The organism is Mucilaginibacter boryungensis, from assembly GCF_015221995.1.
Lineage (GTDB): Bacteria > Bacteroidota > Bacteroidia > Sphingobacteriales > Sphingobacteriaceae > Mucilaginibacter > Mucilaginibacter boryungensis.
Map to the genome: position 1 here is coordinate 1,206,673 of NZ_JADFFM010000001.1, position 14,741 is coordinate 1,221,413.

The window sequence follows — 14,741 nt, forward strand, 5'->3', positions numbered from 1 at the left end:
ACCATCCTGCTTATTATAAGCAGATGGTTATTACTTATTTATTAAACTAATCTGCATTAATTTCAATATGCAACTCCACAAACTACTTTTCTTTTTATGGATGATCACCGTATCGGTACAGGCGCAAAACAAAAGTTTTGTAAGTATAAACCCTACCGACACCGAGGCTGATATTGTTTTTAAGGCAGCACATGTTATACCAACAGCCAGGCAGCTTCGCTGGCAACAGCTGGAATTAACCGCATTTTTTCATTTTGGGATCAACACCTTTACAGATAAAGAATGGGGCGATGGTAAAGAAGATATTTTGCAATTTAACCCTACAAAACTTGATGCCAGACAATGGGTGAAAACGGTTAAGGATGCTGGTTTTAAACAGGTAATCCTCACTGCTAAACATCATGATGGATTTTGTTTATGGCCAAGTGCTTATACCGGGCATACAATCAAAAACACGCCTTATCAAAATGGCAAAGGTGATATTGTAAAAGAAGTTGCGGAAGCCTGCGCGCAATATCATATTGGGTTTGGGGTTTACCTATCCCCTTGGGACAGAAATTCATCCTATTATGGCGATTCCATTAAATACAATGCTTATTTCGAGCATCAGCTAACCGAACTATTAAGTAATTATGGTAAAATAGATGAGGTGTGGTTTGATGGCGCGAATGGCGAGGGACCTAACGGTAAAAAACAGGTTTATAATTTTAATAGTTGGTATAAATTAATCCGTAGGTTACAGCCACAAGCTGTTATTGCGATACAGGGCCCCGATGTACGGTGGGTAGGTACCGAAACAGGTAAAGGCAGATTAACTGAATGGAGCGTATTGCCGGTAGATGAGCAGGAGCAAAGAAAAATAGCCGATGCATCTCAAAAAGATGTAATGATAAAACCTACTATTTTTAAAGCAGGTGATGACTTAGGCAGCCGCGAGCGTATAAAAAATGCCAGGGGTTTAGTTTGGTATCCGGCCGAAACGGATGTATCTATCCGCCCAGGCTGGTTTAATCACCCGGCAGAAAAGGAAAAAGCAAAGACAGCCCGCCAATTAATGGATATATATTATACATCAGTCGGTCGGAATAGCGTACTGCTATTGAATATACCGCCTGATAAAAGCGGACTAATCAGCAAAGGCGATATTATTAATTTGAAGGAATAGGTATTGTTACGCAATGCAATATTTAGCCACAATTTAATAAAAGGCGCTATAGTTAGTTGCAGTAACGGTATACGCAATCATATTTTGGTTAATGATCCGTCTGGTAAATGGTGGACAACAAAAGCAAACGATACCACGGCCGCAATTGAATTTACCACGCAGCAGCCTATTGCTTTTAATGTGTTGCAACTACAGGAAAATATCAGTCAGGGACAACGAATAGAAAAATTCCGTTTACAATATCAGGATAAGGGCGCGTGGAAGGATATACAGAGGGGACTACGGTTGGTTATAAACGACTGCTTACCTTTAAAACCGTAACGGCCAACCGGATCAGACTAATGATTGATGCATCCCGGTTTAACCCCGCGCTCACTGCTTTTGGCTTATTTAAAGATGCTGGTATGCTATAAATAGTCTTAATGGTTCGTTTCAATCCGTGGTTTCACATTTAATTTTTATGAACAGATCTTTGTTGAAATATATATATATATCACTTTTTATATTGCTACATCCACTGTCTGCAGTTGCAGATGTAACTAAACCATATTTAAATAATGTGCGAGAGGTTATTAATTTCAATAGCGACTGGAAATTCCATTTGGCTTACGATGTACGTAAAAAGCCAGAAATAATAAACGTTATGCTGCCGCATACATGGAATGCTAAAGCTGCACTTGCGGGTAAAATTAATTATGAAAGAGAAACCGGTATTTATGAAAAATGCTTTTTTGTGAATGCAGCCTGGGGTAATAAACGTTTATTCCTTTACTTTGATGGGGCTAATACAGTGGCTACAGTATTAGTTAACCAACATTTCATTACCGAGCATAAGGGGGGCTACACCGCTTTTTGTGTAGAGATAACCAAATATGTAAAAGCAGGCGAAGTAAATCAGGTAGAAGTTCAGGTAAGTAATGCGTATCGAATGGACGTGTTGCCCTTATCAGGGGATTTTAATGTATATGGAGGCATTCACCGGCCGGTATCGTTGCTGGTTACCTCAAAAGATTGTATATCGCCGTTGGATTATGCTTCGCCGGGTGTGTATCTAACGCCTCAAAATGTTTCAGCGCAATCGGCAACTGTTAATATATTAACCAAATTATCTATAACTGATTCCGCCAGGTTACAAATCAAAACAGAGATCAGGGATGCCAGGCAGCATATGGTTGCCGAAATTATTAACCCGGTAAGCAATTATGTGCAATGCTGGCAAACCATTAAGCTGAAACAACCACATTTATGGAATGGTAAAGCCGATCCGTATTTGTATACAGTGTATGTGAAAATATTGAAAGACGGACAGCTTATAGACGAAGTGGCGCAGCCGCTGGGTTTAAAATACTTTAAGGTAGATGCCAATAAAGGTTTTATGCTGAACGGCAAATACCTGGATTTGCATGGTGTTGGTTTTCATGAAGATGTGGCTGGTAGAGGCTCGGCAATGCTTGTGGCCGATTATCAAAAAGATATGCAATTAATTAATCAGATAGGGGCTACTTCCTTACGTTTAACGCATTATCCGCATGGTAAATATTTTTACAACCTGTGCGACAGGAATGGCTTAGTGGTGTGGTCTGAAATTCCCTTTGTTGGCCCGGGAGGGTATACCGGCGCGGGTTATATTAAAAGCGATGCGTTGGAACTACAGGTAAAACAAGTGTTAACCGAAATGATACGTCAGAATTATAATCATCCATCTGTTTGTTTTTGGGGATTATTTAACGAATTAAAGCTTGACCATGATGACCCTGTCCCGTTTTTAAAAGAGTTGAATGCGCTGGCTAAAAAAGAAGATAGTACACGTTTAACTACCTGCGCGTCCTTTTTAGATAACGATCAGTTTAACCAGGTATCGGATGTAATCGCATGGAATAAATATTATGGTTGGTACGGTGGAGAGTTTAAGCAGATCGGCATCTGGGCTGATAAAATGCATGCCCAATTTCCGCAAAAACCGTTCGCGGTAAGTGAGTATGGTGCCGGCGGGAGCCCGTTTAAACATACCGAACACGTTGAGAGACCGGTAGCTGACGGTACCTTTCACCCGGAAGAATGGCAAACACTCTATCATGAACAAAATTGGCGGGAATTAAATAAAAGGCCATTTGTGTGGGGCAAGTATGTGTGGGCCCTGGCCGATTTCGGCTCGTCAATACGTACAGAGGGCGATGCTGCAGGTATTAATGACAAGGGGCTTGTTACGTATGACCGCAAGATTAAAAAAGATGCTTTTTACTTTTACAAGGCCAACTGGAACCCCGAACCAATGCTTTATATCACCGATCGTAGAAACACGATCAGGCATCATCAAAAATGCACCATTAAGGTTTATAGCAACGTTGCAGGCGTAGAGCTATGGTTGAATGATGTATTTTTGAAAAAACAGGACCCTGATGAGTATCATACCATTAACTGGGAAAACATCAGGTTGATGAAGGGGAAAAACAAAATTGAAATAAAAAGTAAGGTCAGCGGCCGGTTGTTGCGCGATACCTGTTATTGGATATTGAAATAGGGTTGTTTACCCGGGATTAAATTTAGTTATGAAAAAGATATTAATGTTGCTTCTGAGCTGTAATACACTGTATGCTTTAGGTAGTACTTACTATATTGATAACAAAAAGGGCGATGACATATTTGATGGTAAAAGCCCGGCAAAAGCCTGGAAAACATTAACTAAAATAAATAAGCAAACCTTTATGCCCGGCGATAGTGTACTATTTAAAAGGGATGGTATTTGGGAAGGGCAGCTTGCCCCATCCGGTTCTGGAGCTGAAAAGCAGCCTGTGGTTTTTGGCGCATATGGCACAGGAGCTCTACCGGAAATTAAGGCCGGAGGGTATGTCAGGGATGGTATATTATTGAAAAATGTCCAATATCTTGTAATAGAGCATATGGCTGTTTCAAACCTCGACAGCAGTGTGCCATTTCAAAAGAACGGTCCAACAGGGGTACGGCTACTGGCTGATAATGCCGGTACGTTGCATAACATTCGTTTGGCCAATTTATACATCCACGATATAAACGGGGATAACAAAAAAGGGACTAATGAAGGTTGCGGCATTTTTTGGGATTGCCAGGGGCCAATCCCCAGCAATTTTGAGCATCTTACTATTGAAAACTGCAAACTGGTGCGTATAGACCGTAACGGTATTCGCGGCAATGGTACATTTGGCATCCGCAGCAATTGGTTCCCCAACAAACATTTAGTGATTCGTAATTGCACTATGGATGATATTGGTGGCGATGGCATTGTAATTAAGGCTTTTGACAATGCCTTAGTTGAGCATAACCAGCTTTTTCATATTCGTGCCCGGGCTAAAGATAATGCGGTTGCTATATGGCCCCATAGCAGCGATAATACCACTATCCAATATAATGAGGTAGCTTATACCCGTAACGGCAACTGGGCAAACGATGGGCAATCGTTCGATATTGATGGTAATTGTCATAATACAATTATTCAATATAATTATAGCCACGATAACGAGGGTGGCTTTATGTTGGTGATATCGGACGCTATTAATAAGGATAATATGATGACGAAGGGTAACATTATCCGCTATAATCTAAGCGTTAACGATGGCCTTAACCGTAAGCGGTTGTTTAACTTTGCAGGGGTAACCGATAGCACAATTATTAAAGGCAACGTATTTTACAATAATGCGGCAAAGCATTATACTATGGAGATAGCTGATATAGAAAATGGCATTGCTACGAATGTGGTTTTTGAGGATAACTACTTTTCCTATACCGGGGGAACGCCTGCATTATTCACTAAGTCACCAAAGCAGTACGGACAGTTTTTTTTCAATAATAATTATTTCGGCGGCTATGTGTTTGGCTTGGATAATTTACCAAACCGTAAAGATAAGATAGGTGCTTATAATCGTGGAGAAACGAAAAAGCCAAAGGGTTCTTTTCCCTGGCTGTATTTACCTGCAAAGTTACGTAGTCAAACGAACCTATTCCCTGATGATTTATTTAGATCTTATTACGGGAAAAATTGACCTATAAAGTATCTGAGCAGTAATTACTATGCAACTTTAGTCTTAATTGGCATCCCTACAATTAGATATCGCGCCGTAAAATCCTTAGTTTTATACTACTGATGAAGTTAACGGTTAAAATATGTGTGTTGTTTACGCTGATGGCTTTAGGGACCTATGGCCAGCGTATAGCATTTGAAAATTTGACAGTGGATGATGGCCTGTCCCAAAATTCGGTGCTGGCCATTTCACAGGATAACCGCGGCTTTATGTGGTATGGTACTCAGCATGGTTTAAATAAATATGATGCCACTAATTTTAAAACTTACAAAAATAATGGGAGCGACAAATCAAGCCTTTCATCAGATTATGTAACCTGTCTGTTGCTTGATTCCCATCAGCAACTTTGGATAGGTACCCGTAACGGGCTAAATAGATATAAACCCGAAACCGATAATTTTGAACGCATCACTTTTAATAACACGCTTCAAAAAACCGGCAACCTAATTATTAGTTGTATTTATGAGGATAAGGAAAAAAATCTCTGGGTGTGGACTTCAAGGGGGCTTCATAAGCTTATCAACAGGGCAACTGCAAAGTTTGCCCCTTTGGCTATTTCCGATTCCGTTGCAGGTTTAAACGGAACCAACGTACATGTAATTTATCAGGATTATACCGGCAGCTACTGGCTAGGCTCATCGGCAGGCCTCACTAAAATGAAAATACAGCGGGGTCAATTAACCTTCCAAAAATATAGACATCAGGCAACGCAAATAAATAGTTTAAGTGATAACTATGTAACAGCTATAACTGAAGATTTGAACCATCAGTTATGGGTAGGTACTTTGCATGGGGGTATTAATCTTTATAATCGTGCCAATAACAGCTTCACTCGTTTTTTGAGTAACAATGGTAATCGCGGCCCCGTTAATAACAATATCCGCGTGCTGCGACCAGATAACTCAGGTAAAATATGGGTAGGTACGCAGGGTGGCCTTAACATACTCGATCCTTTAAACAAACAATTTATAGCTTATCAGCACAATCCGGAAGATAAAAGCAGCTTAAGTCAAAATTCTATATATGACATTTTTATTAATAAAAACAATATCGTGTGGATTGGCACCTATTGGGGGGGCATTAATATGGTATCCAGTCATAATACAGCTTTTCTGTCCTATCAAACTACCCATTATCATTCTACCATTAACAATAATGTGGTAAGTGCTATTGCAGAAGATATGCAGCATAACTTATGGATTGGTACAGAAGGTGGCGGACTGAATTATTTTGACCGTAAAAAAGATGTGGTTACTACTTATCAAAACAAAGTAAACAGTCCTTCATCATTAGGTTCTGATCTGATTAAAGTTATTTACATAGATAAAAGTAAAAATGTATGGGCGGGTACCCATGGTGGCGGTTTAAATCTTTTTAATCCATTAAGTAAACAGTTTACGCGGTTTTTGTATAAAGAAAATGATCCGGCTACGTTAAGTGCAGAAGTATTGTGTTTGCTGGAAGCCTCACAAGGGAATTTTTGGGTGGGTACTCAATCTGGTTTACGTGCTTACCGGCGAAATGATATTACACTGCAGGCCATCGGTCACCCGATCTTAAGTAAAATAGGCCACAGATCTATCAAAGGCTTATTAGAAGATAAAGATAAAAATATTTGGATAGGCACAAGTGAGGGCGTTTTTTTATTAAATGCAGTCACTGGCAAGGTAAGTATGTTCACTGTTGCCGATGGCCTAAAATCAAACGATATCAATACCATATATCAGGATAGTAAAAGCCGGATATGGACAGGTTCGTATTACGGTGGGTTGGCAGTGTATAATAGTGAACTGAAAAGATTTACCAGTTATGGTGAGAAGGAGGGGTTGGCTAATGATAACGTTTTAGGGATATTGGAAGATGCCGGCAATAATCTTTGGGTAAGTACCGGCAATGGGTTATCAAAATTTAGTATTGCTACACGGGCATTTAAAAACTATACCAAAAGTGATGGCCTGAGCGGCAATACTTTCAATATCAATTCCTGTTTAAAAACCAGCGATGGTGAAATGCTTTTTGGAGGTTTTAATGGTTTAACCAGTTTCTTTCCATCGCAAATTGAAGACAATAATGTGCCGCCGCCGGTGGTTATAACTTCGTTAAAACTGTTTGGCAAGCCAATTGGAATCAATCAGCCTGATAAGTTATTGAGCAAAGATATCAGCCTTACTGACAATATCATTTTTTCACATTCGCAAAATGTTTTTTCTATAGATTTTGCCGCCCTGAATTATATCAAATCTGAAAAAAATAAATACGCTTATAAACTGGAAGGCTTTGATAAAGATTGGGTGCGTACCAATATACCCTCGGCAACTTTTACCAATTTAGTACCCGGTAACTACACCTTTTTTGTAAAGGGGGCCAATAATGATGGGGTTTGGGGGCAGGCTGCAGAGCTGCGTATTAAAGTATTGCCACCTATTTGGGCCACAGGATGGGCTTATGTATTGTATGTGCTTTTTATAGGCGGCATTACATTTCTGTTGGCCCGTTTCTTTATTTTACGGTCATTATTAAGGCGGGATAAAGAACTTACCTATTTAAAATTGAATTTTTTTACTAATATCTCTCATGAGATACGTACGCACCTTTCATTAATATTCGGCCCGCTTGAAAAGTTGATACTTGATGGAAATGCCGAAGGTAATAACACCACTCATTTGCAAATTGTTAAAAAAAATGCCGATAGCTTGCTTCAATTGGTAAATGAATTGATGGATTTTAGAAAAGCTGAGACCGGTAATCTGAAACTTAACATAGCAGCAGGTAATATTGTGACTTTACTGCGGGAGGTGTATAGTTCATTTGATGAGTATGCGGTAACGCGGAATATCAGTACAAGCTTTATCACATCAGGCGATGATATAGAGTTGTACTTTGATATAGCCCAGCTGGAAAAGGTGTTTTTTAATTTGATCCATAACGCATTTAAATTCACAGGGGATAATGGGCAAATTGCTCTGCTTATTGAAGAAAGGAAATATGAAGTAATAATTACAGTAACCGATAACGGAAAAGGGATAGCGCCTGAAAACCTGAAAAGTTTATTTGAGAATTATTTTCAGGAAAATGATCATGGCAAGCAAAATACGGGTTATGGTATAGGCTTGGCCCTTGCCAAAAGTATTATAGAGTTGCACAAGGGCTTTATCGTTGTAGAAAGCAAGTTATCGCCGGAGGGAAATTATACCTCGTTTGCGGTTACGTTATTAAAGGGGGCGGCCCATTTTAAAAATATACAGCCAAATGGCTTGCCCGTGACCGATTTGCAACCAAGCCATAAACCTTTTATAGTTGATTACTCCAAGAATCCTGATACAGCAATTAGCAAATTAATATCGTCTGCTAACAAGAAGAAGCTTGTTTTACTCGTTGAAGATAACCAGGATATTCGTGAATTTATCGGCAAGGCATTGCGTGAAAATTATGAAGTGATAGCAGTTGCCGATGGAATGAAAGGTTGGGAAGCAGCTTGTGAACACATACCAGATGTTATTATCAGCGATGTGATGATGCCGGATATGGATGGCTTCGAACTATGTGATAAAATAAAAAGCGATGAAAGGACTAATCATATTCCGGTTATTCTTTTAACAGCCAAAGCGTCAGGCGTCTATCATGTTGAAGGATTGAAAATGGGTGCGGATGTTTATTTGACCAAGCCCTTTAGTGTTGAAGTATTGTTGTTGCAGGTAACAAATATGCTAAACAACAGCGAAAAACTCAGGTGTTTTATTAATAAACAACTTAAATCTACTCATGATTTAGCCAACGGCTTTTTGGTGGAAAACGTTGGCGAAAAAACTAAAAAAATAGCACATTCAATTGATAATGAGTTTTTAAACAAGGCAATCAAAATTATTGAAGATCATCTTGATAATCCTGGGTTTAACGTATCCGAGTTAGCTAAAGCAGTAGCCATGAGTCAGCCAGTGTTGTATAAAAAACTGAATGCGCTTACCGGATTGTCTGTTAATGATTTTATCAAGTCCATCAAAATGAATAATGCTGTTATATTGCTGCAAAGCAAGCGTTATACCATTAATGAAATAGCTTATATGGTAGGTTTCAGCGACAGGAAATATTTTAGCAAGGAATTTAAAAAACAGTATGGAAAAACACCAAGTGAGTTTACGGCATAATTGTATTTAACTATAATATACCTCACAACTTCCCGCACAAAAGAACTACTAGTTTCCATCTTTTGCAACGGATATTGGAAATCAGCTAAATCCCAGCTGATCAATGCTCCCCGTAATTAATTAGGATTTTACCCCGATATGCTTTGGATTTTACCCCCTATGGCTTACGGGGGTACCTTATTTTTGGTTTACCATCAATCCAATTAATTAACTTAAGTACGTATGAAAATGAGAAACACATTACTAGCATTGCCTGTATTGACGATACTGCTATGCGCCGGATGCAAAAAATCATCAAGCGGCCTGTTAAACGAAAAAGCCGGGGCTGATCCAAACACACTTGGTGTCAGACGAAGTATGACAACGGCAATAAGCGGAACTACTTATTATATCGATCCCACAGGGGATGATAATAATAGCGGAACAAGTTCGGCTACCCCATGGAAAACCATTAATAAAGTAAATGCCCAAACTTTTTTACCTGGCGACCATATCCTGTTTAAGGCCGGCGGCGTCTGGTCGGGGAACATTGTGTTTTTAGGTTCAGGATCGGCTGGGAGCCCTATTGTCGTTGATCAGTATAGCACAGGCAATAAACCTGTTATTAATGGAGGGGGATTAGTAAACGGTTCTATTACACTTTTGGTCAATAACCAGTCATACTGGGAAATTAATAATTTGGAGATTACAAATACTATTACAACAGGTCTGCATTATGCGGTTACAGGTATTAAAATAGGTAACTCCACCAGCAGTGTGGTCAGCCATGTATATGTAAAAAATTGTTACGTGCATGATGTTAATTCTACAGGTGTAGGAAATTCTAATTATAATAAAGGTACGGGCGGTATCATTGTATCAGGTTATTTTAATGATATTTTGGTGGATAGCTGCCATGTAGCCAACTGTCAGATAGAAGGGATCCGCACTACCTCCAGTTCGCCGCTTTCAACAAACGTGACTTTCTCAAATAATCTGATTGAAAATATCTACGGAGACGGCATAGTAATGAGCAGCGTTCAAAGTGGGGGCTTGATAACTGGCAACATTGTACATAATGCCTGTATAACCAATGCGGCGAATTTTGCCGGAATTTGGACTTACAATGAAAGTGGTACAGTTATCTCACATAATGAAGTATACGGGCTCACCGGCGGATTAAATGACGGGCAAGCTTTTGATGCCGATATCAACACAAGCGGCGATATTTTTGAATATAACTACTCACATGATAATTACCGGGGGTTTATGTTATTTATGCCCAGTGCAAAAAACATTACCGTGCGTTATAATATTAGTGCCAACGATGCCAAAGGTGGAACAAAGGTGTTTAATTTTACGGCGACTGACGTTAACAACCAGCTTTATAACAACGTTTTTTATCTTACCAATAATATTACCTATTTCTTTCAAACCAAGTTTATCGGTTCGTTCACCAATAACATCATCAGCAGCACAGGTACGGTAACTAATTTTTCACAAAACACAATGTCATCCGATGCGCGCTTTTTAAACAATTGTATTTATCCAAACGCGGTTATTCTCGCAAGCAACTGGAATGGGTGTTACCATTCCAACAACATATTTTTTGCACCGAAATTTACAAACCCAACGGCGTATGGTATAGGCCGAAATACAGCCACTGCATTTAGCCTGCAAAGCACATCACCATGTATCGCTGCGGGATTAATTATTGCTAACAATGGTGGCTATGATTTCTTTAACACAGCTTTGTCAGCAAGCGGGAACCCTGATGTTGGCGCAATTAAATATTAAAAAACTATCAAGATAGCACATCAACCCCTGACAACTATGTTTAGGGGTTGATTTACCATTTCATAAATAAAGCCACTTTATGCAGGTATCGGTTTACTGATTATACATACTGGATCGCTTTCAATGACAGTACGGAAATATTCCAGGTATAGTACTTAAGCCGGGCTAAGTATTTAAAAGTAAACTATATTTGAATTACTATAATCCTTATAAACTAACCTATCTTAAACAATCGATGAGTAAAGCCCTGTTGTTATTAATAATAATGCTATTCGGTTGCCTTACATCCTTCGGGCAGCAAAAACATATCTTCAGTTTCAGCAAAAACGATTTTTTGCTTGATGGTAAATCGTTACAGATTATTAGCGGCGAGATGCATCCGGCCCGTATCCCATGTGAATACTGGCGCCAGCGCATCCGTATGGCCAAAGCAATGGGCTGTAATACTATTGCCGCTTATGTATTTTGGAATTACCACGAGGCTGCCCCCGGTGTATTTAACTTTAAAACGGGCAACCACAACATTGCCGAATTTATCCGTATTTGTAAAGAGGAAGGCATGTGGGTGATGTTAAGGCCAGGGCCTTATGTTTGCGCCGAGTGGGATTTTGGTGGCCTGCCTACATGGCTGCTTAAAATACCCGATATTAAAATACGCTGTATGGACCCACGTTATATGGCCGCTGTAACCAGCTATATTACCCATTTAGCTTCCGAGGTCCGCCCATTGCTTTGCACTAACGGCGGCCCGATACTAATGACCCAGATTGAAAATGAATATGGCAGTTATGCCAACGATAAAACCTATTTACAAGCTCTCCGAAAACTATGGCTAAAGAACGGCATCCATGTCCCGTTTTACACTGCGGATGGCGCTACACCTTATATGCTGGATGCTGGGAGTATTGCGGGTGCGGCGATTGGTTTAGATAGCGGCACCAGCGATGCTGATTTTGAACAAGCCGCAGCACAAAACCCTAATGTGCCAGCCTTCAGCAGTGAAACTTACCCAGGCTGGCTAACCCATTGGAAAGAGAGATGGGCCCGGCCTGATACCATCGGCTTAAAAAAAGAAGTCACTTATTTGCTGGAACATCACCGGTCATTTAATCTGTATGTAATTCATGGCGGTACCAACTTTGGATTTACGGCCGGCGCTAATGCTTTTTCGCCTACCCAATACCAGCCTGATATCACCAGTTATGATTATGACGCGCCTATTAACGAACAGGGACAGGCAACAGCAAAATACTATATGCTGCGCAGGCTTATCAGCAAATATGTAAAGTATAAAATACCCGAGGTGCCGCAGCCTGTTGAGGCTATAGAAATTCCTTCGATCACCTTAAAACCGCTAACCAGTATATGGCAGCAATTGCCCAGGCCATTTCAGTCGGCACAGCCGGTGCCAATGGAGTATTACGGGCAAAACCAAGGCTTAATGCTGTATCGCACCAAACTAATAGGTCACAAAAAAGGCACACTCGCTATTACCGAACCTCATGATTATGCGTTGGTCTTTTTAAACGGTAAGTTTATTGATACCATCTATCGTGATGGCGGGAAATGGAGTGTTAAGCTGCCTGAAAGCTCAGTTAAAGACCCGGTGCTTGATATTTTGGTGGAGGGTATGGGGCACATTAACTTTGCCCAATACCTAATTGACCGGAAAGGGATAACCGATCGTGTTACCCTAAATGGCATGACTTTGATGAACTGGCAGATTTATCCACTGCCTATGACGGAGCCTTTCATCGCGCAACTAAAAACCGCACTACCTGCCGCAGGTAATCCCAAAGGCATGTTTTTTAAAGGCAACTTTTATTTGGCTAAAACCGGTGATACATATTTTGATATGAGCGGCTACAAGAAAGGTATTGTTTATATAAATGGACATAACCTGGGCCGTTATTGGAATACAGGCCCCCAACAGCGCTTATATTGTCCGGCATCATGGCTTGAAAAAGGTAAAAATGAAATTATTGTATTTGATTTTCATCAGGCGCAGGCTGCGGCAGTTGATGGTAAAACCCACCTGTATTAATGCGTTATGGCATAAAAATTATCAGCGGCCAACCCGATATATTGAATTTTGAGGAATAATGATAAATTACCATAGTACAAACCAAAGGAGATCCGAATTACGTCCGTGCATTCAGCCGTGTGTATGGGTATATGTTTTAAATTAATAATGTAATAACAAACAAACTAATGGAAAGAAGAGAATTTATACATGTAGGTGCGCTTGCTGCCGCAAGCTTTACTATTTTACCTTCGGGTAGCCTTTTCGGGGCTGATAGAGGTAAAGTACGATTGGGTTATATCGGGGTGGGCGCAAGGGGAATGAGCCACATAGCTGAAGGCCTGTTGCGGGATGATGTAGAGATTGTAGCTATTTGCGATACACAGGAAAGATCATTGAAAATTTGCCGCGAACGTATTGCTAAAAGCGGTAAACCAGCCGCTAAAGAATATACCGGCGGCACTGATGCGTATAAAAGCCTACTGGAACGGAAAGACATTGATGCCGTAATCATTGCTACTCCCTGGCAGTTTCATCATCCGCAAGCTATTGATGCCATGAAAGCGGGTAAATATGTAGGCTGCGAAGTGATTGCCGGCCTAACCGTACAGGAGCATTGGGATTTGGTAAACACATCCGAAAAAACGGGGATACCTTACATGACACTGGAGAATGTATGCTATCGCCGTGATGTAATGGCCGCATTAAATATGGTGCGGCAGGGCGTGTTTGGCGAATTGACACATTTGGAAGGTGGCTATCAACATAACCTGCGTAATGTGTTGTTTAATAATGGCAAGCAGTATTACGGCGGTGGTGTAGAGTTTGGCCCAAAAGCGATAAGCGAGGCCCAATGGCGTACGCAATTCAATATCGACCGCGATGGCGATTTGTACCCTACCCATGGCGTAGGCCCGGTTATGCATTATGCTGATATTAATGCCGGTAACCGCTTTACTAACCTGGTATCTTTCAGCTCGAAGGCACGTGGCCTTGCAGCTTATGTAGAAGGGCAGTCACCAGGTCACCCTAATGCTAAGATCAACTATAAAAATGGTGATGTTGTGCAAACCATGCTTAATTGCGCCAATGGCGAAACAGTAATGATAACGCATGATACGCACCTGCCAAGGCCATATTCTTTGGGTTTTCGCGTGCAGGGCACGAAAGGCCTTTGGATGGATGTAAACCAAAGTGTTTATATTGAAGGTAAATCAAAAAAAAATGACGTTTGGGACCCGGCGCAGGAGTGGTTTGATAAATATGATCATCCCTTGTGGAAGAAATATGAAAAAGAAGCCTCAGGTGCCGGCCACGGCGGAATGGACTGGTTTGTGTTTAACGGCTTTATCCAATCGGTAAAAGAAAAAAAGCAAACACCGATTGATGTGTATGATTCGGTTACCATGAGTGTTATCGGGCCATTGTCGCTACAGTCTATTAAAGAGGGGAACAAACCGCAGGAATTCCCTGACTTTACCAAAGGTAAATGGAAAACACGAAAAAATACTTTTGCGTTAGATGACAGCGGCTTCTGATCGTATGGTGCCAAAAATGGTTAAATATAGATTAAGTTA

General features: G+C 40.5%; 8 protein-coding genes. All 8 read left to right on the plus strand.

Annotated features, from left to right (window positions below; all coding sequences use genetic code 11):
* Window positions 1-67 precede the first annotated feature (67 nt).
* The gene (locus tag IRJ18_RS05115) at window positions 68-1,165 is read left to right on the plus strand and encodes an alpha-L-fucosidase (RefSeq protein WP_228072561.1); all 1,098 of its coding nucleotides are present in this window, start codon (window positions 68-70) and stop codon (window positions 1,163-1,165) included.
* Between the two features lie 3 nt (window positions 1,166-1,168).
* Window positions 1,169-1,486 carry a hypothetical protein gene (locus IRJ18_RS20990; RefSeq protein ID WP_228072563.1) on the plus strand — a complete coding sequence of 106 codons (318 nt, stop codon included), beginning with the start codon at window positions 1,169-1,171 and terminating at the stop codon, window positions 1,484-1,486.
* A 238-nt stretch (window positions 1,487-1,724) separates the two neighbouring features.
* Complete coding sequence (locus IRJ18_RS05120) at window positions 1,725-3,686, plus strand: glycoside hydrolase family 2 protein (protein WP_194105123.1); 1,962 nt, start codon at window positions 1,725-1,727, stop codon at window positions 3,684-3,686.
* Window positions 3,687-3,714: 28 nt separating this feature from the next.
* A complete protein-coding gene (locus tag IRJ18_RS05125) occupies window positions 3,715-5,181 on the plus strand; it encodes a right-handed parallel beta-helix repeat-containing protein (protein ID WP_194105124.1) in 1,467 nt (488 codons plus the stop codon).
* 101 nt (window positions 5,182-5,282) lie between these two features.
* On the plus strand, window positions 5,283-9,365 hold the full coding sequence (locus IRJ18_RS05130; RefSeq protein ID WP_194105125.1) for a hybrid sensor histidine kinase/response regulator transcription factor: 4,083 nt from the start codon (window positions 5,283-5,285) through the stop codon (window positions 9,363-9,365).
* A 222-nt stretch (window positions 9,366-9,587) separates the two neighbouring features.
* The gene (locus IRJ18_RS05135; RefSeq protein ID WP_194105126.1) at window positions 9,588-11,141 is read left to right on the plus strand and encodes a right-handed parallel beta-helix repeat-containing protein; all 1,554 of its coding nucleotides are present in this window, start codon (window positions 9,588-9,590) and stop codon (window positions 11,139-11,141) included.
* A 235-nt stretch (window positions 11,142-11,376) separates the two neighbouring features.
* Window positions 11,377-13,185 (plus strand): glycoside hydrolase family 35 protein, encoded by a 1,809-nt coding sequence (locus IRJ18_RS05140; protein ID WP_228072565.1) that lies wholly within the window; start codon window positions 11,377-11,379, stop codon window positions 13,183-13,185.
* A gap of 167 nt (window positions 13,186-13,352) precedes the next feature.
* On the plus strand, window positions 13,353-14,702 hold the full coding sequence (locus tag IRJ18_RS05145) for a Gfo/Idh/MocA family protein (RefSeq protein ID WP_194105127.1): 1,350 nt from the start codon (window positions 13,353-13,355) through the stop codon (window positions 14,700-14,702).
* The last annotated feature ends 39 nt before the right edge of the window (window positions 14,703-14,741 follow it).

What these genes read in the sequence shown, in the direction of transcription:
- IRJ18_RS05115 (WP_228072561.1), top strand. Translation starts at nt 68, where the DNA reads ATGCAACTCCACAAACTACTTTTCTTTTTATGGATGATCACCGTATCG.
- IRJ18_RS05125 (WP_194105124.1), top strand. Translation starts at nt 3,715, where the DNA reads ATGAAAAAGATATTAATGTTGCTTCTGAGCTGTAATACACTGTATGCT.
- IRJ18_RS05130 (WP_194105125.1), top strand. Translation starts at nt 5,283, where the DNA reads ATGAAGTTAACGGTTAAAATATGTGTGTTGTTTACGCTGATGGCTTTA.
- IRJ18_RS05135 (WP_194105126.1), top strand. Translation starts at nt 9,588, where the DNA reads ATGAAAATGAGAAACACATTACTAGCATTGCCTGTATTGACGATACTG.
- IRJ18_RS05140 (WP_228072565.1), top strand. Translation starts at nt 11,377, where the DNA reads ATGAGTAAAGCCCTGTTGTTATTAATAATAATGCTATTCGGTTGCCTT.
- IRJ18_RS05145 (WP_194105127.1), top strand. Translation starts at nt 13,353, where the DNA reads ATGGAAAGAAGAGAATTTATACATGTAGGTGCGCTTGCTGCCGCAAGC.